Raw genomic sequence first — 24,092 nt, 5'->3', positions numbered from 1 at the left:
GGATTGCCCGAATGTCTCCGCAAGAGAAAGGACAATGAATTATGCCGACATTGCACGGAACCAACCTCACAAACGTAAAGGAAAAGAATCGCGCATTAGCTCTACGCCTCATCAGCACAGGTCAGTCTGTCTCCAGGGCAAATCTTGCCAGAAGCATGCATCTGACGAAAACCACCCTTGGCAACATTGTATCCGATTTGATTGCCAGCGACATCATCAAGGAGTACACCTATTCTTCCAGCGAAGCGGACTCCTCCCTTGGAAGAAAGCCCATCATCCTTGATCTGTCCCCTAATTCTCCGCTCATCATGGGGATGCTGATCAAAAGAAATCTGCTCAGCGGCATTCTGGCCGATTTGAAAGGACGAATCATCGACCAGAAAGATTTCAAATACGATTCCATGGACAAGGACACCTTAATCGAGACACTTGTGCAGCTTTTTGAGCAGCTGCGCAAAGGCCAGTCCAGAAAGATCATCGCCATCGGCATCTCCTCTATCGGCCCTGTGGACACCAAGGCCCAGAAGCTCACCACGCCGGTGAATTTCTGGGGCATCCAAAACCTGCCCCTCCCGGAAATCATCCGGGAGCGCACAGGATTGCCCGCCTACATCATCCACGACAGCAGCGCCGGCGCGCTGGCGGAAAAAATCTACGGCTCTCACACCTATTCAGACAACCTGCTTTATCTGCATATCATGAACGGCGTAGGCGCCGGATATATCTTCCAGGGAAATATCTATGACGGAGATTTCGGGCAGAGCGGCGAACTGGGCCATACTTCCATCAATTTCGCCGGGCCTTCCTGCAACTGCGGCAACCGCGGATGCCTGGAGCTCTATGCCAATATCGAGAACATGAACCGGCATATCCAGGAACTGCGCATGATATACAAGGGGCCTACCCTGCTGTCCGGGGAACGGGATTTCTACAGCTGGAGCGATATCATAACCGCCGCCTCCGCCATGGACTTCCTGGCCATGGCAGCATTGGATGAGTTCTGCGGCTATCTCGCTTACGCGGTGCGCAATGCCATCCATCTTCTGGATGTAAGCCATATCATCGTGGGTTATGACTCCCCCGTGGAGACCACCGTGGTAGAAGATACCCTTACCACCAAGCTCAACAGCGGCCCCCAGTCCAACACCGGACACATCATCGAAATCGTGAAGTCCTCCTTTGGCGGTCAGGCTCCCCTGATCGGCTCAATCGCCGTAGTGACGGACAAGATTTTCAACGGGGAGCTGAACATCGTGAATTCTTAAAGGGGCTTCATTCCGCCGGAATCACGTTTACAAAACTGGTGACAACATAGAGGACCTGCCCATTGTATTCTACCCTGGACCAGCCGAAATCTGCGCTGTAGCCGGTGCGGTGCGCTTTCTCTCCATAGTTCAGCTGGCAGCTGACCGTGGCGTCCTCCTGGACCGTGCTGGGTTCCGTCCTCAGGTTCACATATTCCTTGGGCGTGATCCAGTCGTCACAGTTCTCGAAGATGATGACACTGCCCCCTGCGGTGATGACTCTGTCAGGGTCAGCGGGCACAACCGGCGGTTTATAATTCAGATCAGTGGTCAGATACTGGCTTACCGCGTACAGTGTCTGACCATTGTAGTCAATGCGGGACCAGCCCGTGTCGTTGTTGATGCCGATTCTGGCAAGGGCCTCTCCGTTCTGAATCTTTACTGCGATATTTCCATCGTCTGTGGTGTCAGGCGCCGTGCGCAGGTTGACCGCGTCTTTCGGCGTCACGGACTCCTGTACTGACACAAATGTCATATTCGTATTTCCAGCGTGCGGCTCCTGCCTCTCGCCCTGGGGCTGTGCCGTGGAAGAAGGCTGGCTTTCGGGAGTTTCAGATTGTCCAGGCACCTGTGGTGCCTGTGGTACCTGTGGTACCTGTGGTGCCTCTGGTACCTGTGGTGCCTCTGGTGTCCCTGATGCCTCTGGTGCCTCTGGTGTCTGCGGCGACTGTGTGCCGGAGGGCTCCGTCTGCCCGGCATTCGGGCCGGATGCTGTCTGGTTTTCCGCGTCCGGCTCTTTCTCAGATTCTCTGGGAGCCTTTGATGCGGGACTCCCCGCCGGCTCTGCCGTGGGTTCCGCTGCAGCTTCTGACGATGCGCCGGCCCTGCTTCCCCTTTCCGTTTTAGCCGCCGAATCCGGGTTTTGGCCCTCCCCCGATGATTCCTGCGCATCCGCCATCATGCCCTGGTTCCCTTCCTCCGGCTTGTCCGGATGGACGAAATGCCACAGAGCGGCGCAGATGATGGCGGCCAGCACCGCCAGGCCTGTAAAAATCAGCGCTTTCGCCCAGCCGGGCAGCGGAGCCAGCTCCTCTGTATCGCTGTCCTCCTGGTTCCTGTCGCTCCGGCCTCTGCCCTCCTCCGATCCGCCGGAACGCCTGCGGAGCCCCTGTCCCGCCCCTGTGTCCGGTTTCCCGAAATCCATATCTTCAGAGTCCGAATCTCCGAAATCCTGTTTCTCTTTCCCGCCTCTGCCTTTTTCCGGCTTCACCGCTTTTTCTTCCTCGTCATCCCAGTCCTTTAATTTCATGATGAAACTCCATTCCACCGCCCATTGAGCGGCACCAACACTGCCGGTCCACATACCTGCTTTCCGGCGTCAACAAGCATCCCTGCCGCTTCAGATATTGGGAATCTGTCTCAGCCGCGCGTCCAGCTCCCTCAGCGCCTCCTCACCTGTCTGCACGAATTCCAGCACGTCCCGGATGCGCATCATATTCACCATCTTCTCCATCTCAGCAGGCATCCCGCCTTCCCGGAGCGTGGGATTATCCGGCGCGGCATCCCTCACCAGCGCCATCACTGCCTCCCGAATCCCCGCGCTCTCCGGATTCCTCTGAATGCGGCCCATAGTGCAGTCAAGGGAGAGAAAAGGCTCCCCATCCGCGGAAAGTCTGGGCTTCACCTCCGGCTCCAGAAGCCCGTCCTGCCTGTCGTCGAACTCCCCAAACACTTCCCTGAGCCATCCGATGGAATCCGCCACCCAGTTCGGCACCCTTTTGCTGATATGGGTGGACACCCCCTGGACGCTGGTGTCGCATGTGCTGAAGCCATGGGGGCCATAGGCGTAGATGTGGCTCTCAAAGGTGATGTCGTGCTCTGCCAGAGCCTCCATGAACTTGATGGAATTCATCACAGGCACCACATTGTCATTCCTGGTGTGGAACAGGAAACATGGCGGGGTCTGCTCATCCACTTCGCTGATGGTATCCGGCGCCGTGGGGGAACAGCCCTTTACCACCTCTCCGGCCACCGCGTAGCCCAGAATCGCTGCCGCCGGGCGGTTCTTCGCCATGGTAGCCGCCGCTGCCGCCAGATGCCCGCCTGCCGAAAAACCGATTACGGCAATCTTATCCGCGTAGATATTCCATTCCTGAGCCTTTGCTTTCAGGAACTCCATGGACTGCTCATAGTCCTCCAGCGGATTGGGCCAACCGGCATGCTCCGACACCGAATAGCGCAGAATCGCCGCGTGGTAGCCTGCCTTTAGATACGGAAAAGCCACCGGATCCGCCTCTCTGTCCGAACAGAACTGATAGCTCCCGCCGGGCAGCACCAGCACCAGGGGACGCTTCCTAATCGCAGAGATTGCCTCGCTCTCCTCCAGCAAATAGACTGTCAGGGAAACATTCCGCTCCTCATTCAGTATAACCACTTCTTTGTTCATGCAATCTCCTCCTCTTTCAAAAATCCATCAATTAATTATCTTTATTTTATCATTTCCATCGCTGTTTTTCAATATGGCCGTATCGCCAGATTCAACGTAATATAGGTTTGATAAAATTATAACATGGTATGCAAAAAATCCATATCTAAATCACAAAAATCTTTAAATAGTAAAGAGTTTTCCGATTTTAGATATGGATCTCATTCCAGAAATGAACATTATCTAATTGTTTCCGCTCACACCCCAATCAACGCGTCAAAAGTCCCCACAACGTTCAGCCGCCCATACCCCCATTCCCTGTTGGGATAAGTCAAATCAGGGCTCCTCGAAGCCCCCCTGATAAAGTAGTTCTTAATCTCCCTGCTGGACACAATAGGATCATTCCCCTCCACCACAGCCCACTGCAAAAACTGCGCCACCGCGCCGGCTGTGATAGCGGCGGCAAAGCTGCTGCCCGTCTCCCTGCCCCGAATAGTGGATACGTTCACTCCGGGCGCGGCGAAATCAGGCTTCACCGTATTATTCCTGGTAAAGCCCCGTCCGGATTCAATGAAAAAGCTGTTGTTGGCAGCATTGTAGGCGGACACGCCGATACAAAAGCCCGCCATGGCAGGCTCTGTCAGGGTGACATAGGGCGATGCCTCCAGAAAATAGGCCGATGAATTCATGAACTGTGTAATAGGCAGCCACAGATGAAAGCTTCCGTTATAGGTATTTCCCACTGCCTCCACCTGGAACGTCCAGATGCCGGGCGTGGGCAGCGCTACCCGCAGCAGCACCAGTTCCTCCCCGGAGCCGGGTTCCACCAGGAAACCGGCAATCGTAATCCGGGTCCTCTCATAGATAAAGCTGTACGTGATGCTGCCCTGGATTCCCAGCCGGATGGCGGGAATGGTCTCCCCGCCGGGAGAGCGCACGGATATGGTGAAGATGTCCGGCACATTCCCCCACAGCTCCATGACAAACCCCTCCGCATTGTCCGATACCCTGATTTCCACCGGCACTGTCTTCATCCGGGAATCCAGCTTTCCTTGAAAATGGTGCCCCGCATTCCCTTCGTTCCCGCCGCAGACCACCACCGCCCGGCTGCGCTTTGCCGCTATGGCATCCAGATAGCGCGGCAGAGGCCCATTGCCCTCATGGTCGCCGTAGCTGGTGCCCAGCCCCAGGCAGATTACCACGGGCCGGCTGAACTGTTCCACGAAGCTGTCCGCATACCGGGCCCCCAGCATGATATCCGTCTCCTCATAGGCCGGTACCCCGGCCGGTATCATATAGAAATCCCTGAGATACCGCTTGGCCTGCTTCAGTTTCACTACAACTATGTCCGCATCCGGTGCGGCCCCGATATAGCCCAGCCCGTTCCCCAGCCTGCTGCCCGCCGCCACACTCGCCAGCGCGCTTCCATGCCCGATTTCATCCCGGCTGGGCACAATGCTGTACGGGTCTTCCGACTGCAGTGCCCGGTTGATGTCCTCTCTCGTATACACGGAACCGTAGTAAAAGCCCTCCGGCGGCGCACCGCTCTGATCCGTCTGGTCCCAAATCGCCAGAATCCGGCTGTTCCCCTGGCTGTCCCGGAACACCTCATTGGTATAGTCTATCCCCGTGTCGATGACACAGACCACGGTACCCCGGCCCGTCAGGCTCAGAGGCGCCCTCTGGGCCTGCGTGATCCCGCTGACAATCAGGCTGTTGGGGTCGAAATCCTGACCGTTAAACTCCTCCTGCATCAGGCCATACAGCTTCGGCACGCTTTTATAGTCGAAAATGTAATTGCTGACATTTCGGATATTCTCCTGATTGATGTATACAATGTTATAGAGCTCATCTACATTGACACTGCACAGATCAAAATAGTCATACTGCAGTTCATCTATCGGGAAATCAATGATGACATCATAGTAGTTATTAGAGAGAATCCTGTCTCTACAGTCCATACCCGGGTTCTCCTCCGCGCAAGGGGCAATATCGTTCCCTATATTCTATGCGGTCTGCGGATATTTGCCCCTGCAGATGCAGGCTGCGGAATCTCTGTTCTATTCGGCCACCAGCACCACCACTGTCCGGGGCGGGATTTTCAGCATGCTGTCGTACTGTAAATTCGTCTCAGCCCCAATATCTTTTCCGTCCGCGTATTCCGCGAAAGTATTGACGCAGATTTTCCAGCGCATCCCCTCGGGCAGATTCGGCAGCTGCATGTCCAGCGGATCCCAGTAAGCGTTCATCCCATAGAAGACGATGTCGTCTTTCGAATCTGTCTCGTCCCTGCCCGCATACATGATCCCGATCAGCCTGCAGTTGTAATCCGTCCTTCCGTTCCATGGATAGCCATTGTGGAGGCTGATTTCCGGGAAACCGCAGGCCGCATTCCCCATGGACTTCCGCACCACGGCATGCTCCTTTCGGAACGCTATCATATATCGAAAGAAGTCATGTATCTCCCCATATTCCTCCAGCCTGTTCCAGTCCAGCCAGGAAATACGGTTGTCCTGACAGTATGCATTATTGTTCCCGAACTGGGTATTGCAGAACTCATCCCCGGCATAGAACATGGCCGGGCCTCTGCTGCACATCAGTGTGGCGAAAGCATTCTTCACCATCCGGCGGCGAAGCGACTCTATCTCCGGATCGTCTGTCTCACCCTCCACGCCGCAGTTCCAGCTGTTCCCGTTGTTGTCCCCGTCCGTATTGTCCCAGCCGTTCTTCTCATTGTGCTTGACATTGTAGGAATATAAATCATACAGGGTAAAGCCATCATGGCAGGTCAGGAAATTCACCGACGCGCTCTCCCCCCGCTTCATGGGATCGTACATATCCCGGGAACCGGTAATCCGCGTGATTGCCGTTCCGGCCATGCCGCCGTCTCCTTTCAGGAATCTCCGCATATCATCCCTGTATCTGCCGTTCCATTCCGACCATCTGCGGAAAGCCGGGAAGCTCCCTACCTGATAGAGGCCCACCGCGTCCCAGGCCTCCGCTATGAGCTTCACCTTGCCCAGAATGGAATCATAGGCAATCTCCTGGATGATCGGCGGCTCTGCCATGGGCTCGCCTTTCTGGTCGCGGGTCAGTATAGAAGCCAAATCGAAGCGGAATCCGTCTACACGGTATTCCGTCACCCAATACCTCAGGCAATCGATAATAAATCTCCTGGTCATGGGGTGGTTGCTGTTCAGCGCGTTTCCGCAACCGCTGAAATTATAGTAATGTCCGTCCGGCGTCAGGATATAGTATACATCATTGTCGATTCCCTTAAAGGAGAAGCAGGGGCCGTCGTCATTTCCCTCCGCCGTGTGGTTGAACACCACATCCAGAATGACTTCGATTCCGTTTTCTTTCAGCTCATAAATCAGCTGTTTCAGCTCGTCCCCCTCATGATTGTGCTCCACCTCCGAGGTATAACTCGTATTCGGCGCAAAAAAACAGACCGTGTTATAGCCCCAGTAATTGTAGAGCTGTACGCCGTCCACCACCCTGGCATCCTCCATCTCATCAAACTCAAAGATGGGCATCAGCTCCACGGCATTCACGCCCAGATTCTTCAGATAGGGAATCTTCTGGCGCAGCCCCTCATAGGTCCCCGGCGCCGTTACCCCCGAGGAGGAATCCTTTGTAAATCCCCTCACATGCATCTCATAGATGACCAGGTCTTCCAGGGGTGTCTCCAGATGCATGATTTTTCCCCAGTCAAAGTTGTTCTCCACCACCCTGGCATGGTATTCAAAATTCTTTCCGTTCTCCGGACGCTCTCCCCATTTCCGCTGACCGGTCACAGCTCTGGCATAAGGATCCAGCAGCACCTTTTCCTTATCAAAAAGTTTTCCCTTTGCCTTGTCATAGGGGCCGTCCAGCTGGAACGCATATTCAAATTCCTCGATGTTAATCCCAAATACCAGCATCGAGTAGGTATTCCCGATATGATAGGACTCCGGATACTCCAGCCTTGCATAGGGTTCTGCCTCCTGGGGGCGGAATAGCAGCAAAGTACACTTCGTCGCTCCCCGGGAATGAATCGTAAAACTGACGCCGTTTGACGCTGCCGTGGCGCCGTCCCTGTTGTAGAATCCCGGCCGGACCATGAATCCATTGATTTCATCCAGGGGCTGCAGCTTCATGCCTCGCTGGGGCTTTTGATGCACAGCTTCCATACTATCTCCTTCCAATCCTTCCTCTTTTACCTCTATCCGTATTTTCTCTTTTGCGGCAGGATTTATCCTGCCGCGTAATCTATCGATGATTCCCATGCCATGCCTTTCACTGCGAGGTGAAAAACAGTGCTGCAGAAATGATTCCCGCAGCACTGCTCTCACATTCATTCCTATTCCATATTGTTCTCAATACAGGAAATGATTTCCTGCTGAATGGGCAATACCTTTGCAAGGACAGCTTTCGCTTCCGCCGGTTTGCCGGACCGCAGCAGATTCAAAATTTCGCTGTAAGACTCATAAATAGGGGTAAGCGACAGGTTTCCGGCTGTCCCCTTGATGGAATGGGCTTTCTCCAGAGCCTCCGTGTAATCATTCTCATCAAAATCCGGATCCACTGCCTGGGTTCCGATCATCTTCACGAAAGAACCCAACAGCCTTCTGTAAAGCTTTTCATTCCCCATCAGACGCTTCAGCCCGTCATCCACGTCCACTCCCAAAGCCCTCAGCTCTTCTAACAGATTCATTCAATGCACCTCATTTTCTATTAATACTTTCCAAAGTCGTCGCCCAGAGAAATCACCTGCTCATTGGATGCAGAAGAAGCATAGGAAGCAGAGCTCTTAAAGGAAGGATTGCTTACGCTTTCATTGCTCAGATGGTACATGGAAAGCATCTCGCGCATCCTGGAAGCCTGGTTGGACAATTCTTCGCTGGCCGCCGCACATTCCTCGCTGGTAGCGGAGTTGGTCTGCACCACCTGGGATACCTGCGTGATAGCCTGTTCAATCTGCGCAACTGCCGTCGCCTGGTAATTGGAAGATTCCGCGATGCCATTGATGATGATTTCGCTCTCCTGAACCACCTTTGTGATTTCTTCCATTGCCTTGGCAGTCTCATCCACGATTTTGGATCCGGAGTTCACCTTCTCGATGGAATCCTCAATCAGAGCCGATGTCTCGCTGGCAGCCTCGGCGCTCTTGGCCGCAAGGCTTCTGACCTCTTCTGCCACTACCGCAAAGCCCTTGCCGGCCTCGCCTGCCCTTGCCGCCTCAACAGCCGCGTTCAGCGCAAGGATGTTGGTCTGGAACGCGATATCCTCAATGGTCTTGATAATCTTAGAGATATTCTCGGAAGACCTGTTGATATCCTGCATGGCCGCTATGGTATCCTGCATCTGCACATTGCCCCGCTTTACATCCTCTATCGCGTGCACCACCAGAGTCGCTGCGGAATTCGCCTGCTCCGCGTTCTGTTTCGTCTTCTCCGCGATTTCGTCGATAGAAGCCGTAATCTCTTCAATGGCGCTTGCCTGCTCCGTGGAGCCCTGGGCCAGTGCCTGGCTGGCGCTTGCCACCTGGGAGGAGCTGATCGTGACCTGGGATCCCGCGTCGCTGATATTGCTCAGGGCATTATGGTTGTCCTCCACCAGCTTCTTCAGGGAGTGTCCCAGCACATCCTCTGCGGAACTGGGATTGACCGTGATGGTCAAATTTCCGCCGGCCACTTCCTCAGCCACCTGGGCCTGATACTTGATATTGTCGATTACCTTGGTATACTCGTCTACCAGCTCGCCGAACTCATCGTTGTTGTATTTGACCATCTTGATATCCACGCGGCCCTTGGCGATCTCCTTCGCCGCATCGGACAGCTGCGCCACAGACTTCTCGATGACCTTAATCAGCGCCAGCGCTACGAACACCGTGATTCCCACGGACACCACTGCGATGGCTGCGGTGAAGATAGCCGCGTTGGTCACATAACGCTCCTGTGCTACAGGATCCGTAATCCGCACCGCCGCCTTGGTGGACAGGTCACCGATGATGATGTTCAGCAAAGTAAGGATGATAGGGATAAGAAACCCTATAATTAATTTTGTCTTCATTTTCAAGTTCTTCATGTCATTCACTCCTTTCACTCTTCCTCAATTTTCTTATTCTGTTCTGCATCCGATGAATCCTCATCATACAGCAGCTTCTCCGGATCCAATAAAAGCTTCACGGCATTTCCGACTTTCCCGATGCCATAGACATATTTGTGATGGCCCTTGTCCGCTCTGCCGATGGTAGGGGGAGGCAGGATGTTCTCCTCCTTGATTTCCACCACCTCGGCAATCTGCTCCACAATCAGCCCCACCGTATTGTCCTTTACATTGATGACAAGGATACAGGTCTTGTCGTTATACTCATACTCGCCCTGTCTGAAGCGCAGACGCACATCCACCACAGGCACGATCTTTCCTCTCAGATTGATCAGCCCCTTGATGTAATCCTCTGTCTCGGGAATCTTCGTGACCGACTGGAACTGTATGATCTGCTGCACATATTGTATCTCCAGCCCGAAGTATTCCGGCCCGGACTTGAAAGTCATGTACTTGCCTTTCTGCGTGTTCCTGCTGTCCGCGCCGCCGTCCATTTCATCCAGCTGTCCCAGCAGCCTGCTTGTTTCATCCATATGATATACCGTTCCTTTCTTTTATTTTATTCTACCAATCCAGGGGCGTCCAATATCAAAGCAATGCTGCCATCGCCAAGCTGTGTACAGCCGGACAGGCCCTTGACTTTTTTGATATACGAGGGAATCGGTTTTACCACAATCTCTTGCTCGCCAACCAGCTTATCTACCAGGAGGCAGATTTTCCTGTCTTCCACTTCCAGGATCAGCATCACGCCGTCCTCCACGGACTCCTGATATTTCTCCAGGCCATACCATCTGCCCAGGCGGATGACCGGGAAGCAATCGCCGCGAATCATGACGAATTCGTCGCCGTTAGGCTCATGAATCATCATATCCTCTTTCACGCGGATGAACTGCTTGATGACCCCTGTCTCCATCACAAATGAGGAATTCCCCACCTCCATGACGATGCCGTCGATGATTGCCAGCGTCAGAGGAATCTTCAGGCTCATCATGCTGCCGAAGCCGGGCGTGCTCTCGATTTCCAGAGCGCCGCCGATGGCCTGGATGTTCTGCACCACCACGTCCATGCCTACGCCGCGGCCGGAATATTCTGTCACCGTTTCATTGGTGGAGAAGCCGGGCAGCGTGATGAACTGGTATACTTCCTTGTCCGAGTAAGCGGCATCAGGCTTGTTGTCGTCCAGGATGCCCTGCTTTCTCGCCTTGGCCAGAATCTTCTCACGATCCAGACCTGTACCGTTGTCTTCCACGCTAATCCACACCTTGCCGGCCTCAGTCTTGGCGGACAGAGTAACCTTGCCTTTTTCCGTCTTGCCGCTGGCTGCGCGCTCTTCATTGCTCTCGATGCCGTGATCGACGGCATTCCGCACCAGATGCATCAGCGGATCGGAGATATGTTCTATGATGTTCTTATCCACCTCAGTGGAGTCGCCCACCATGACGAACTCGATATCCTTGCCCAGCTTTCTGGACACATCGAATACGATACGGTTCATCTTCTGGAAAGTATTCGTCAAAGGCACCATCCGCATGGACATGATGACATTCTGCAGATCGGTGGAAATAGATGCCAGCTGGGCTGCCGCCTTGTTGAAATTGTCCAGGTTCAGTCCGGGCACTTTCAGATCGGAACTCTGCAGCACCACGGATTCGGAGATAACAAGCTCTCCAATCAGATCCATCAGCTGATCCATCTTGCTCACATTGACGCTGATGAATGCAGCCTTTTCGCCCTTTGGCTTATCCTTGGCCAGCTTCTTCTGCTTGCCGGGTTCCTTGGACTGGATGACGAAATCACCCGGCGTAATCTTCGGCGCCTCGGGCTTCTTCTCCTCCGCTTTAGCGGCCCCTCCCGCTTCGGACGCCTTAGCCTCCTGCTTCGCCTCTATGACCTCTACGCTGGATTCCAGATCGATCTGCGGAGCGGGCTCATTATCGCCAAAGTCGAATCCCAGCAGGAACTGATTGGCATCGCACTCAAAGACATCCACTTTCTCAATGTCATATCCCACGCCTATGAGCTCACGCACATCCTCTTCGCTGCACTGTGCCTGCAGCAGAATGCGGAAACCCTCCTTGATGATGGTCTCGCCGCACTTCTCGTCCGTGAGGAGATCCTCCGGGGAATACAGAATATCCTCCGCGATTTCCTTCAGCGCATAGACGGTCTTGTACGCATGGACATTGGCCATCTCCGTCTCCGGGAAAAAGTGGATGAAAATCTTGTAAAAACGGCTGGCAGCGCTGGCCACGGGCGCGATATAGAAATGCTTCGGCTCCTCATGCACATTTTCCGGAGCCGCGCCTCCCTCTGCCTGCGCACCTCCGTTCTTGATCAAATTCAAGAATCTGTCCAGATCCGCAATGATGTCCGTGGCATCACCGTCAGCAGAATCGCCGTTCCGGATCTTTTCCATCTCATTTGAGATGAAATCTTCCACCTCCAGCACATGCTCCACCAGCTCCACATGGGGAACATTGTCCGGATGGGATTCTCTCAGATAGAAAAAGACATCCTCCAGCTTGTGCGACACAGCCGTGATATTGTCGAACATCATGATACCGGAAGAACCTTTAATGGTATGCATGGTCCGGAATATCTCGTTTATGCTGTCCTCATCAAAGCAGTCCGCATCTTTCTGTTCCAAAACAGTCTCCTGAAGCTGCTCCAGCAGCTGGCCGTTCTCGAACAGATACATGTCTAACATGCTCTCCGTGTTAAAATCTCCCGCCATATCTATCTCCTTTCCCAAGCGCGCCGTCGGCGCGCCTTAATATCTTTTTGCCCGCCTAAAGCATGGCTTTCGGCGCTCAGATCAGGTTCAGCTTCTTCATGGCCTGTTCAAACCGCTCCTGATCGATGGGCTTCCCGGAGTAAATGGTACACCCCAGCTCGAATGCCATCTTGACATTCTTCTCCTCGTTCAAGGCAGTGGTCATGATGACTTTCACAGCCTTCTCCTCGGGCACGCCTCTCTCCTTTTCCAGATTGCGGATACCCATCAGGGCCTGATATCCGTCCATGACCGGCATCATAATGTCCAGACACACCAAATCATAGGGCTCCTTATCCTCCAAAGCCATCATGAACGCGTCCACAGCTTCCATTCCGTCCACCGTAACATCACATTCACCGTACTTTGAGAGAAAACCCGCCATAAACTTCCTTGTCGCGAAATCGTCCTCCGCCAGCAGAATCTTCATGATTTTTCTCCTTTACATTTTATTCAAAACCGCATATGTCCTGCTTGCGATATCGCCCAGTTTCTCCTGGTACTCCACCGCTCCCAGATCATACGCAACCTTCGGCATTCCATAGACCACACAGGTGGATTCATCCTGTCCGATCGTCCTGGCGCCGGCCTGCCGCATGGCAAGCAGTCCCTTGGCGCCGTCCCCGCCCATCCCCGTGAGGATGATGCCCAGCGCGTCGGAGCCTGCGGCCTTTGCCACGGAATTGAACAGCACATCCACAGAGGGACAATGCCCGTTCACCCTGGGGCCCGGCTTGACCTCCACCTGATAGCCCGTGCCCACTTTCACCAGGCTCATATGTCTGTCCCCGCCGGGGGCTATCAGCATATGGCCCGGCAGGACCCTGTCGCCTGTCTCGGCCTCCTTCACATGTATCTGGCATTCATTGTCCAGCCTCTTGGCATACATCTGCGTAAATCCGGGTGGCATATGCTGCACGCAGACGATTCCAGGGATATCCGTGCCGAACTCCCGCACTACGGCGGATGTGGCCTCCGTCCCCCCCGTGGAAGCGCCGATTGCCACTACCAGATTGCTGCGTTTCACCGACATGTGTTCCTGATTTCCTTCCCGCATCATCACCGTCTTCTTGATATTGCTGATTCTGGCGCTTGCGGCTATCTTTATCTTCACCAAAAGCTCATTCCGGACGAAATCCTCCAGCTGCTTCCTGTTGGAGACCACAGGCTTTGCCACAAAGTCCACAGCCCCCGCGTTCATGGCGTCGAATACTTTATCGCTCAGGGAGCTGATCACTACCACGGGAAGCGGGTACTGGGGCATCAGCTTGCGCAGGAACTCGATTCCGTTCATCCTGGGCAGCTCGATGTCCAGGGTCATCACATCCGGCTTCAGGGCGAGAATCGCGTCCCTGGCCTCAAACGGATCCCTGGCCGTTCCCACAATCTTTATAGCCGGATCCCTGCCCAGATTCTGGACCAGCAGTTCCCGGAATACGATGGAATCATCCACAATCAAAACCTTAATCGGCAGCATATCTCAGTCTGTCCCCCCTATTATTTCCTTGTTCGCAGCGCATCCCCTATTTTCTGAAAATGGATGGCTGGATAATCTGAAACGGCGTGCTGCTCCTGTCAAGGGTCTCTGTAGTCCCGATGAACAGATATCCGCCCGGTTCCAGTGCGTCGTATACTTTCTGCACCAGCTCCCGTTTCGTATTGTCGTCAAAGTATATCATGACATTCCGCAGGAATATGGTGTGCATCTTCTTCCTGAACGGAAACGGGTCCATCAGATTGAACTGTCTGAAAATGACTTCGCTCTTCAGCTCCTGCTTCACCTGAAACTGCGTTCCGCCTGCAAGCTTATTGAAAAACTTCTTCCTCCAATGCTCCGGGATATTCTTGAGCTGTTCATCCGTATAAATTCCCGCCATGGCTTTCTGCAGCACCTTGGTGGAGATGTCCGTGGCGAGCACTTTCGTATCCCACTGATTGTGCTCCATTCCGAAGAAATCCGCCAGCACCATGGCTATCATATAAGGCTCTTCCCCCGAAGAAGCCGCGCCGCACCAGATCCGCAGATCCTTTCTCGCCGCCTCCTTCTGGCGGAGCCAGGGGAGCACCTCGCTTTTGAAAAAGTCAAAATGTTCAAATTCACGCATGAAATATGTATGATTCGTCGTCAGGAAATTTACCAGCATCTTTTCCTGATTTCCTGTCTTGTCATGCTCCACCGCATTCATGAATTCGTCGAAAGTCTTCCAGCCGCCTCTTTTAATATAATTCTCCAGACGCCCGTTGACAATGACCTTTTTCTGGTAAAGGTCGATTCCGTAGCGCTGCTTCATATAAGAGGCAATCCTTATAAATTCATCATCCTTAATCACAGTTCATCCCACCTCCTGATCGGACGGCCGCTATGCAGAGCCTCTGCCGCCCTTACGCTTATTTTTGATTGCCGCAGCCCCGCTTCTAAAGAAGCTGGCGCGATATCTTACGGCATATTTTGAAAATATCGGGATTGAACTTTATCTCCGCTTCCCCTTCCATGATATTGAAAGCCTCTTCCTTGCTGTAGTTCCTCTTGTCCGTCAGGGCACAGTAGACCTGCACGATGGACACAATCTGCGCCGCCAGCGGGATTTCATTCCCCTTAAGCCTTTCCGGATATCCGCTGCCGTCCCAGTTCTCGTGATGGTAATGGGCCACATCCTCAGCCATGCGGACAAAATCATTGTAATCGCTGCCCACATGCAGATCGCCCAGAAGCTTCGCGCCGATAGTGGTGTGAGTCTGCACGATTGCCATCTCCCCAGCGTCCAGCGCCTCCCGCTTGCGCAGAAGCTCCAGCGGGATTCCGATATTGCCGATGTCGCACAGCGGCGCCGCCAGCTCGATCGTGTCGATATAGGCATCGGAAATCTTGTCTTCAAACAATGGGGAAAGCTGCATCCCCTGGGCCAGGATTCTGCAGTTCTCTTTCAGGCGTTCTATGTGCTCTCCCCGATAACAGGAATTCCTGGCGGCGATTCCCGCCAGCGCGTACAGCACATCTTTCTTCTCCTGCTCTATCTGCCCCAGCTGCTCGCTCAGCGAGGCATGAAGCCTGCGGTTCATCTCCTCAAGCTCCCTGTTCGCCTCATAGAGGCGCAGATGGACGCCTACCCTGGCCTGCACCACTTCCGGGAAGAAAGGCTTCGTAATGTAGTCCGCCCCGCCCAGAGTCAGGCCCTCCATGATATCTTTCGGATTATCATATGCGGAAATAAAGATAATCGGGATATTTTTCGTCTTTTTATCGTTTTTCAAAATCCTGCAAAGCTCAAAGCCGTCCATGCCCGGCATGGAAATGTCAGACAGAATCAGCTGCGGACAGTTCCCCCTCACCAGCCGCAGCGCCTCCTCCGCGCTGTCCGCCGATACAGGGCGGCAGCCCATGCCCTGGATGATCTCCTCCAGAATACATCTGTTCACTTCCAAATCATCCACGATGAGAATCCTCGCCGCTCCCTTGTCCGCGTAATCCATCTCCCGGCACCTCCCTGCCTACAGACTCTGTGCATTTTTCAGGTGCCAGACTGCTCCGCAATGTATCGAACTGCGTGGCTACCTTTTCATAATCCCCCTTCTGAATCGCCATCTTCAGCCGAAGGGCCATGCGCTTGATATCCGGCGGCGCGTCCGCGGTGAGCTGCCTCACCGTCTCCATGAACATCTCCGCCTTCTCCCAGTTCTCCATCTCTATGCTGAGAATCAGCTTCGACAGATTTTTCTTCAGGGCCTCCCTGTTGGCGGGTGTGCCGTAATGCCTCGCATCCTCCGTATCCTCCTGCGCAGGGCCTGCGTGGGCCATGCTTTCAAATGCAGTCTTTATATCATCAGTGGCGTCCCGGGAACCGGTCTGCCCTCCGCCCTCCCCCACCCATACGGAAAAGGAAAAGCTGCTGCCATGGCCCTCCCTGCTCTCCACCTCGATGCTGCCGCCCATCAGCTCCACCAGCTGCTTGCAGATGTTCAGCCCCAGGCCCGTGCCGCCGTACCTCCTGGAAATGGAAGCGTCCACCTGGGAGAAACTCTGGAACAGCTTATCCCGGTTCTCCTCGGCGATTCCTATCCCTGTGTCCGACACAATGAAAAAAATCTCCGCCTTATCGTCCACCCGGGCAGTGAGGAGCACCTGAAGCGTAATCTTGCCCACCGCGGTGAACTTCAGGGCATTGGACAGGAGATTGTTCAGGATCTGCACGATGCGCAGTTCATCCCCCACCACATACTCCGGCACCTGCGGCGATACCGTCAGGAAGAAATCCAGCCCTTTCTCGGTAATCCTGCTGATGTGCTGGGCCTTTACATAATCCAGCATATTTCTGAAATGGAATTTCCGAAGCTCCAGGGTAAATTTCCCCGCATCCAGCTTCGAAAAATCCAGAATATTGTCGATAATCTTGTTCATATCCCCGCAGCAGCGCTCTACCAGCCGCAGAGCCTTTGCGGTGCCTTCCTCCGGCGAATTGTCCAAAAGCTCCCTGACATTGCCCAGGATGCCGTTCACCGGAGTCCGCAGCTCATGGGTCACATTGGCCACGAATTCCGCCTTGACCCTGGCCGCCTGTCCGGCCTCCTCCCGCACCTGTTCGATTTCCCTCCCCAGATGCTCCCGCTCCAGCATGTCATTGGCCATGCAGATATAGCTGTCACGGTTCCTTACGAACTTCGCCTCCACCGGGAAACAGGTCCGGTTCCTGCGGTACATCACCAGATGCTCCGTTCTGCCCGCGGCCTGCCCCTCCGAAATGCCCTCCGAAGATTTAAAGCTTCCGGGGAACACCTCGCTGACATGTCTGCCCCTGAGGCCCTCCCCGCTTCCGCCGTCCTCCAATGTATATCCGAGTCTGCCTCTTGCCGCGGCATTGGCGTAGAAGACCACGCCCGCACCGTCAAACATCAGAATCATCTCCAACGCGTCCTCTACGGGAAATGCGCCGTTCCAATCCTCTCCCATATCGTACCTCCGCCGGTATCATATGACGTGAAAACAGCAGCAGAAGCGTTATCCCACTTTGCTGCCGTCCATATTATGAAAACTAGAAACTCCCCAGCGTTTCCATAATATTATAGAAATCTTCCCTGGCAAGCCTGAAGCATTCCAATATATCCGGCGCGAACTGACCACATTCACCATTCATGATCATCTCATACGCCTTTTCCTTCGAAAAAGAGCCCTTGTACACTCTGGGGCTTACCAGCGCGTCATAGACATCTGCCACGGCGACAATCTGCGCGCTGATCGGGATATCGTCCCCGGCCAAGTGATCCGGATATCCCCTTCCGTCCCACCGCTCATGGTGATGGCGGCAGATTTCATAGCAGAAGCGATAGAATTCGCTGGTCCGGTCTTTATAGAATTTCTCCAGGATTTCGCATCCGATGACGGTATGCGTCTTCATGATTTCAAATTCTTCATTAGTCAGGCGCCCCGGCTTCAATAGGATAGTGTCCGAAATGCCTATCTTTCCGATATCATGCATGACAGAGGCTCTGGAAATCCCGTCCACCGTAGCCGGTGTCAGGCCGTACTGGGGGAAATGCTCCATCAGGTGGTTCGCCATAATCCTGGTGTAGAACTTGATGCGCTTGGTATGGTCTCCCGTCTCAGCGCTTCTGGACTCCACCACGGTGCTCAGGGCATCCACCATGAATTCATTGGTCTCCCTGATTTCCTTCTCCTGGGCCCTTATGGCAATCTCCTGCTCCTTTAAGCGCCTCTCCATGTTGTGCTTGTTCTGGTACAGCTCGATGATGTTCTTGCTGCGGCGCTTCACGATATGCGCAAAGAAAGGCTTATGTATCACGTCAGCCACGCCGAAGTCATATGCCCGGCCTTCGCTGTCCTCAATCGACTCTCCGGTAATCAGTATCACAGGGATGGCTTCCAGCAGCTCATGCTCCTGCATATACTCCAGCACCTTGAATCCGTCCATGATGGGCATGACCACATCCAGCAGAATCAGTACGATATTTTGGTTCCTCTCAATCTGTTCCACTGCCTCACGGCCATTCCCCGCCTCCAGCAGCTCGTACTCGTCCAGACTGTCCTGAAACATCTCCATGAGTATCAGACGATTTATCTCTTCGTCATCAACAACCAGTATCCGTTGCTTCTCCATCTCTTCACCATTATCCTGAATGTATTCGCTACCAAGTTATGATACCACTTTCCAAAAAAAATGTTAATTCATTAAGAAGTGCAAAAAGAATCCTTTGCAATACATCTTCTATAGACAAATACATCAAATTTGTGGTAAATTATATATAGTAAGGGAGGATGGGATTAATGGATGCATATACCTTTCAGGACATATTTGACATAGACTTCCTGCAGAAGCTGATAGATTCCCTGTCCGTCGCCCTGCAGGTGGGCATCAGCATCCGCGGCCCTCACGGCGAGCGCATCACCCGTGACAGCGACTACTGCCGTTTCTGCCGCGATGTCATAAAGAAATCACCCGTCGGCAGCGCCCGCTGCGAGCTGTCCGACAAGGCGCTCAGCGCCCATGACGGCGCGGAGCCCTGTATCTGCCGCTGCCAATCGGCAGGGCTCACGGACGCCAGCGTCAGCATTCTGGTGGAGGGCAGGCATCTGGCCAGCATCCTGGCGGGGCAGGTGCGCCTGGCGGAGGATGTGCCGGGGGATGAGGAATACCGCGCCAATGCCCGCGTCCTTAAGCTGGACGAGGAGGAATTCCTGGAACATATCCACGCGATTCCCACCATCACGAAAGCGCAGTTCGAACATATCCTGGATCTCCTCTCCCTTCTGGCCGGCCAGCTCTCCCAGTTAGGCTGCAGCAATCTGCGCCTGCAGGCCGCCGTCAGCTCCCTGGAGAGCCAGAAGCGGCTCCATGAGCAGGAAAAGAGCGCCCTGGAGACCCTTGCGGAGAAAGATTCCATGACCGGGCTCTATAACCGCCGAAAGTTCGAGGAAGCGATGGAGCTGTACGCCGGCCAGAAAGACCGCCATATCTGCATGATATCCGCCGACGCCAATTTCCTGAAACTGACCAATGATATCTTCGGCCATGAGGCCGGCGACCAGCTCCTGGTGGGCGCGGCAAAAATCATGTCCGGCCTGGCGAAGAGCGAATGGCTGGTGGCCCGCTGCGGCGGGGACGAATTCCGCGTCATCCTGCCCGACACCATGCTGGAGACCGCTCTGGACTACTGCCGTCGTGTGGCCCGCGACTGCGGCAACGACAAGACCCTCTCCCTGCCCCTCTCCATAGCCCTGGGCGCCGCTGACTGGAACAGCGATAACGAGACGCTTCAGGACTGCTTCGCCAGAGCGGATCTGAAAATGTATCAGAACAAGGAGGTGCTCAAGCACGAGCAGAACATCCCCGGCTACATCATGGACAGATTGTACGACAGGCAGATTCTGAACAGAAGGGTAGTGGATTACACCGGGGAGATGGCCCATGCGTTCTGCCTGCATCTGGGCCTTTCCGGCGAATTTGCCGACAAGGTCAGCCTGGCCGCCCGCTTCCAGGACATCGGCATGGCGATGCTCCCCGAGTCTTTCTATATCCGCGGACAGTTCCGGACAGAGGAAGAGACCATGCTGATCCAGACCCATGCCACACACGGCTATGCCATGGCCAGACAGTTCGAACAGCTCTATAAGGTGGCAGACGCCATCCTGCACTCCCATGAAAACTGGGACGGCACCGGATATCCCACCCAGCTGCGCGAGGAGCACATCCCTCTGGAATCCCGGATCATCCACATTGTGGGCGATTACACCTACTGGACAGTGCCCACCATTTCCGGCGGGAATTATCCCAGGGACACTGTCGTCCGGAAAATGAGAGAGCAGGGCGGCAATGTCTACGATCCGGAGCTGACCGGGAAGTTCTTCGACTTCCTGCTTTCCTTTGAACAGGCCCGGGAGCATTAACTTTTCTTGATGCCCCTATATCAAAAGAAGCATGCCGCAAAAGCGGCATGCTTCTTTCCTGCCTCCGTACTGTCATCCTTTTACGCTCCCCAGCACAATACCTTTGGTGAAGTATTTCTGCAGGAACGGATATACTATCACAATTGGCAGCATGGCCAGTATAATCTGGGCGGACTTGCTGTTCTGGGGCGAAATATTCGTCACGTCTCCCAGGGAAGTCACAGCCTTCAGATTCACCTGTACCACGATGGTCTGCAGATAGGTCTGCAGGGGATAATTTTCAGGACGGTTCATATAAATCATGCCGTCGAACCAGGCATTCCAGTGGTTCACCGCAATGAACAGCACCAGAGTGGCCAGGATGGGCTTGGACAGGGGCAGGATTATCTTTCCCAGCACAGTGCCCTCTCCGGCCCCGTCGATGTAAGCCGCCTCAATCAGCCCGTCCGGCAGGCTCTTTACGAAATTCTGGAACAGAATCAGATAATACACCGGCACCGCCGCAGGAAGAATCAGCGCCCACAGGCTGTCGATCAGTCCCAGCTTGCTGACCACGATATAGCTGGGAATCATGCCGCCGCTGAACAGCATGGTGAACACAAAGAACCACATATAGAAGTTCCTGGCGGAGAACTGCCGCTTCGTTTTTGACAGGGGATAGCCTGCCAGAATCACGAACACCATGCTGATTACGACACCCAGCAAAGTCCTTTTCACGGAGACTGCGAAGGCCGTAAAGAAAGCCCCTCCGCGCATAACGAATTCATAGGCATCCAGCGAAAAATCCACCGGAATGATGTTCACCAGACCTGCGTTCACCGCTACCTTTGAGCTGAAAGACACCGCCAGCACATGCAGGATGGGATAGATACAGGCTATGCTGAATATCGTGACGATTATATATGCAATCGCTACATAGATGCGACTTCCCAATGATTCTTTATAATGCATATGTATCCCCCTTTCCTAAAATATTTTGTATCCGGCAAGCTTATCTGCCAGCCTGTAAGACAGTATGATGAAGAAGCTGGACACGACCGATTTGAACAGGCCTGCGGCCGTAGCCAGGCTGAACTGTCCATTCTGCACACCGATACGGTAGACCAGCGTATCGATGATATCCAGGGTCTCCATGGTGACTCCCGTCATTAAGTTGTAAATCTGGTCAAAGCCCGCATTCAGCACATTGCTCAGGCTCAGGGTTCCTACCAGAACGATGGTGGGCACAATCGCAGGTATCGTCACATGCTGCATCTGCTTCAGACGTCCGGCGCCGTCGATGACAGCAGCCTCATAGAGGTTCAAATCCACACCAGTCAGAGCGGCCATGAAAATAATCGTCCCCCACCCGGCTTCTTTCCATATGTTAGTGAGAATCATGGTGAATCGCGCCCATGTATTGCTCCCCAGAAAATAAATCGGCTCGACTCCGAAAGATTCCAGCGCCCGGTTCACAAGCCCGTCAGTAGGCGAAAAGATGTCCACAATGATACCTGCCATCAACACCCAGGATATGAAATAAGGCAGATAAATCAGCGTCTGGGCGACTCGTTTATACCAGCTCTTGCGGATTTCGTTCAGCAGAAGTGCCAGAACCAGAGGGACAATCAGGCCAGTAATCAGTTTCCATCCGGCGATAATGACTGTATTCTTCAACGCAAGAAAAAAGTTCGGATTCTCGAACAATGTCTCAAACTGCTTCCATCCAACAAAGGCGGCTTTCGCCAGCCCTTTTGCGGGCTTATAATCCAAAAAAGCCAGCGACACGCCGGCCATGGGCACATAGTTGAATATGATGACCATAATGACGGCAGGCAGGAGCATCAGATGGAAAGGCCATTCTTTTTTAAATTTTTTCAATAGGAGTCCTCCATTCCACGACTGACAGCCCTGGCCGGCTGAGCCGGCCAAGGCTGTGCTTACCGCTTACTTCCGGGAATACCAGTCGTTCACTTCCTGTGTAATCTGATCTCCGCCTGTGCTCTTCCAGGTCTCTACTGCCGTGTCGAAGACACTGATGTCTTCTCCCATGACCACTTTCTGCATGGCCGCCGACAGGTTATCATTCAAATCCTTCCACTTCTCGGTCATAGTGTCCGTGGGCAGGGACTTGTACTCGCTGACCACGATGCGCCCCTCATCGTACATGGTGCCAATGTGGTCATAGGTCCCGCCTTTGCCGAATACCAGATAGTAACCTGCTGTAGCAGTATTTCCATTGTCCAGGTAATCGACTATCATGTTGTAGTTCGCCTCCTGCTCTGCCGTCAGGGTGGAGGGGTCTCTCTTCTCCAAAGGCTCAGCCAGCGCACGGGTGATGTCCAGGTTCTTCCATGCGGGGAAGTTGTTGGCAACGGCATACTTGAAGACCTCAAAGCCGGTGCCATCCGTCATATAGCTCGCATAAGTCTCCGCGTCAGAATCCAGAATTTCATAGAACATGTTCATCATCTCGACAACCTTCTCGGGATGTTCACAGTCCTTACTCACGAACATATAGCCGACCGGCTCAACTGTGGAGTAGCTGCGGACAGGAGAACCGTCTACCGTGGGAGTCTCGCACACAATCCACTCCGCATTCTCATCGGAAGCATAGCTCTCCGGTATGCCATTCAGAGGCGCCCAGTATGTGCCGAAAGTAACGCCGCATTTTCCTGCCGCCACATCCTCGGCCGCATCGGTGCTCTCCAGAGAGGCAAAGTCCGTGCGCAGGAGGCCATCCCTGTACATTCCCTGCAGTTCCAGCAACGCGTCCCGCATCTCATCCGTGACAGAGCTGTAGACCAGCCGGCCATCCTTCTCTATCCAGGTATTGTAGAATGCGCCATAGCTCTCCATGATGCCGCCAAGGCTGTACACACCGCTATTGAGGTACTTGTGGGCCGCGATGCCGACAGTCCCCTCACCCCCAAGCTTATTATCCTGGAAAGCCTTTACCACAGCTTTCAGCTCATCAAGGGTCTTGGGAACTTCCATATTCACCTGATCCAGCCAGTCCTTGCGGATCATCATCAGTGTAATGTTCTCCGCCCCGGCCCCGGTGTAAGGCAGACCCAGAAGTTTTCCGTCAAATGTCATATAATCATAGGACAGGTTGTCCTCTTTTTCCACAGCCGCTTTGTAGGCATCGCTGGCGTACTCATTATACACGTCCGTCATATCCATCACCAGATCAGCCTCCACCAGCTGCTTGTAAATGGTGGCGGACACATTGGCGAAATCCGGTATGTCCCCTGTAGCCAGAGCCGCGTTCCACTTGGAATCATACTGCTCGCTGTTGGGCGTCCAGAGATACTCCAGCTTTACGCCATATTTCTCTTGATAAGTACGGTTCCAGATATTCTCATCCAGAGATTTCCTGTCCGGATTGCTCTCATCAAATTTCACATTGGAGTCCAGGGAGCGGACTGTAGTCAGAGTAATCAGATCTCCTGCGCTCTCGCTCTCACCGCCGGAACTGCCGCTTTCCTCATCGGCGCCAGACTCTTCACCGGACTGCTCTGCAGGCACACTGTCCTGTCCCCCGCCCGAACTGTTTCCTCCATCAGAATTGCCACATGCGACACAGCTGATTGTCATTACCGCTGCAAGCAGTACCCCCCCTAGTTTCTTCAGCTTCATAACTTTTTCCTTCCTTTCTTCTCCTGCTTTCCACAGAATGCA

At 53.9% G+C, this 24,092-nt stretch carries 19 protein-coding genes; 2 read left to right on the top strand and 17 right to left on the bottom strand.

The genetic code is table 11. The annotated features are described in order from the left end of the window. Positions 1 to 41 precede the first annotated feature (41 nt). Positions 42 to 1,265: an ROK family protein gene (locus NFS35_RS03825; protein WP_251205823.1), complete on the top strand. Its 1,224-nt coding sequence runs from the start codon at positions 42 to 44 to the stop codon at positions 1,263 to 1,265. A 7-nt stretch (positions 1,266 to 1,272) separates the two neighbouring features. On the opposite strand, the gene NFS35_RS03820 is transcribed toward NFS35_RS03825, so the two are convergent. The 14 genes from NFS35_RS03820 to NFS35_RS03755 all read right to left on the bottom strand — a co-directional run bounded on the left by NFS35_RS03820 (position 1,273) and on the right by NFS35_RS03755 (position 18,642). Further along, positions 1,273 to 2,553 (bottom strand): SH3 domain-containing protein, encoded by a 1,281-nt coding sequence (locus tag NFS35_RS03820; RefSeq protein WP_251205822.1) that lies wholly within the window; start codon positions 2,551 to 2,553, stop codon positions 1,273 to 1,275. A 90-nt stretch (positions 2,554 to 2,643) separates the two neighbouring features. Further along, positions 2,644 to 3,690, bottom strand: a complete 1,047-nt coding sequence (locus tag NFS35_RS03815; protein WP_251205821.1) for an alpha/beta hydrolase — start codon at positions 3,688 to 3,690, stop codon at positions 2,644 to 2,646. A 236-nt stretch (positions 3,691 to 3,926) separates the two neighbouring features. Next, positions 3,927 to 5,630, bottom strand: a complete 1,704-nt coding sequence (locus NFS35_RS03810) for a S8 family peptidase (RefSeq protein ID WP_251205820.1) — start codon at positions 5,628 to 5,630, stop codon at positions 3,927 to 3,929. 99 nt (positions 5,631 to 5,729) lie between these two features. After that, on the bottom strand, positions 5,730 to 7,841 hold the full coding sequence (locus tag NFS35_RS03805) for a glycogen debranching protein (protein WP_251205819.1): 2,112 nt from the start codon (positions 7,839 to 7,841) through the stop codon (positions 5,730 to 5,732). A gap of 170 nt (positions 7,842 to 8,011) precedes the next feature. After that, on the bottom strand, positions 8,012 to 8,365 hold the full coding sequence (locus tag NFS35_RS03800; RefSeq protein WP_251205818.1) for an Hpt domain-containing protein: 354 nt from the start codon (positions 8,363 to 8,365) through the stop codon (positions 8,012 to 8,014). 20 nt (positions 8,366 to 8,385) lie between these two features. Continuing rightward, positions 8,386 to 9,738, bottom strand: coding sequence for a methyl-accepting chemotaxis protein (locus NFS35_RS03795; RefSeq protein WP_251205817.1), 1,353 nt, complete (start codon positions 9,736 to 9,738; stop codon positions 8,386 to 8,388). Between the two features lie 14 nt (positions 9,739 to 9,752). After that, the gene (locus NFS35_RS03790) at positions 9,753 to 10,292 is read right to left on the bottom strand and encodes a chemotaxis protein CheW (protein WP_330639993.1); all 540 of its coding nucleotides are present in this window, start codon (positions 10,290 to 10,292) and stop codon (positions 9,753 to 9,755) included. A 26-nt stretch (positions 10,293 to 10,318) separates the two neighbouring features. Continuing rightward, positions 10,319 to 12,493: a chemotaxis protein CheA gene (locus tag NFS35_RS03785; RefSeq protein WP_251205816.1), complete on the bottom strand. Its 2,175-nt coding sequence runs from the start codon at positions 12,491 to 12,493 to the stop codon at positions 10,319 to 10,321. A gap of 76 nt (positions 12,494 to 12,569) precedes the next feature. Further along, positions 12,570 to 12,962: a response regulator gene (locus tag NFS35_RS03780; RefSeq protein WP_251205815.1), complete on the bottom strand. Its 393-nt coding sequence runs from the start codon at positions 12,960 to 12,962 to the stop codon at positions 12,570 to 12,572. Positions 12,963 to 12,974: 12 nt separating this feature from the next. Next, a complete protein-coding gene (locus tag NFS35_RS03775; protein WP_251205814.1) occupies positions 12,975 to 14,009 on the bottom strand; it encodes a protein-glutamate methylesterase/protein-glutamine glutaminase in 1,035 nt (344 codons plus the stop codon). Between the two features lie 46 nt (positions 14,010 to 14,055). Continuing rightward, positions 14,056 to 14,862: a CheR family methyltransferase gene (locus NFS35_RS03770; protein ID WP_251205813.1), complete on the bottom strand. Its 807-nt coding sequence runs from the start codon at positions 14,860 to 14,862 to the stop codon at positions 14,056 to 14,058. Positions 14,863 to 14,947: 85 nt separating this feature from the next. After that, the gene (locus tag NFS35_RS03765; protein ID WP_251205812.1) at positions 14,948 to 16,003 is read right to left on the bottom strand and encodes a response regulator; all 1,056 of its coding nucleotides are present in this window, start codon (positions 16,001 to 16,003) and stop codon (positions 14,948 to 14,950) included. Further along, complete coding sequence (locus NFS35_RS03760) at positions 15,957 to 17,477, bottom strand: ATP-binding protein (protein WP_251205811.1); 1,521 nt, start codon at positions 17,475 to 17,477, stop codon at positions 15,957 to 15,959. The genes NFS35_RS03765 and NFS35_RS03760 overlap by 47 nt, the downstream gene beginning before the upstream one ends. 82 nt (positions 17,478 to 17,559) lie before the next feature. Continuing rightward, on the bottom strand, positions 17,560 to 18,642 hold the full coding sequence (locus NFS35_RS03755; RefSeq protein ID WP_251205810.1) for an HD-GYP domain-containing protein: 1,083 nt from the start codon (positions 18,640 to 18,642) through the stop codon (positions 17,560 to 17,562). A 167-nt stretch (positions 18,643 to 18,809) separates the two neighbouring features. Between NFS35_RS03755 and NFS35_RS03750 the strand changes: the two genes are divergently transcribed. Then, on the top strand, positions 18,810 to 20,429 hold the full coding sequence (locus NFS35_RS03750; protein ID WP_251205809.1) for a PocR ligand-binding domain-containing protein: 1,620 nt from the start codon (positions 18,810 to 18,812) through the stop codon (positions 20,427 to 20,429). Positions 20,430 to 20,501: 72 nt separating this feature from the next. On the opposite strand, the gene NFS35_RS03745 is transcribed toward NFS35_RS03750, so the two are convergent. The 3 genes from NFS35_RS03745 to NFS35_RS03735 all read right to left on the bottom strand — a co-directional run bounded on the left by NFS35_RS03745 (position 20,502) and on the right by NFS35_RS03735 (position 24,050). Then, positions 20,502 to 21,380 carry a carbohydrate ABC transporter permease gene (locus tag NFS35_RS03745; RefSeq protein WP_251205808.1) on the bottom strand — a complete coding sequence of 293 codons (879 nt, stop codon included), beginning with the start codon at positions 21,378 to 21,380 and terminating at the stop codon, positions 20,502 to 20,504. Positions 21,381 to 21,395: 15 nt separating this feature from the next. Then, positions 21,396 to 22,289, bottom strand: a complete 894-nt coding sequence (locus NFS35_RS03740) for an ABC transporter permease (RefSeq protein ID WP_251205807.1) — start codon at positions 22,287 to 22,289, stop codon at positions 21,396 to 21,398. 66 nt (positions 22,290 to 22,355) lie between these two features. Beyond that, complete coding sequence (locus NFS35_RS03735) at positions 22,356 to 24,050, bottom strand: type 2 periplasmic-binding domain-containing protein (protein ID WP_251205806.1); 1,695 nt, start codon at positions 24,048 to 24,050, stop codon at positions 22,356 to 22,358. Between the last annotated feature and the right edge of the window lie 42 nt (positions 24,051 to 24,092).

Source organism: Acetatifactor aquisgranensis (assembly GCF_943193215.1).
Lineage (GTDB): Bacteria > Bacillota > Clostridia > Lachnospirales > Lachnospiraceae > Acetatifactor > Acetatifactor aquisgranensis.
This window is presented reverse-complemented; position numbering and strand designations above follow the sequence as displayed.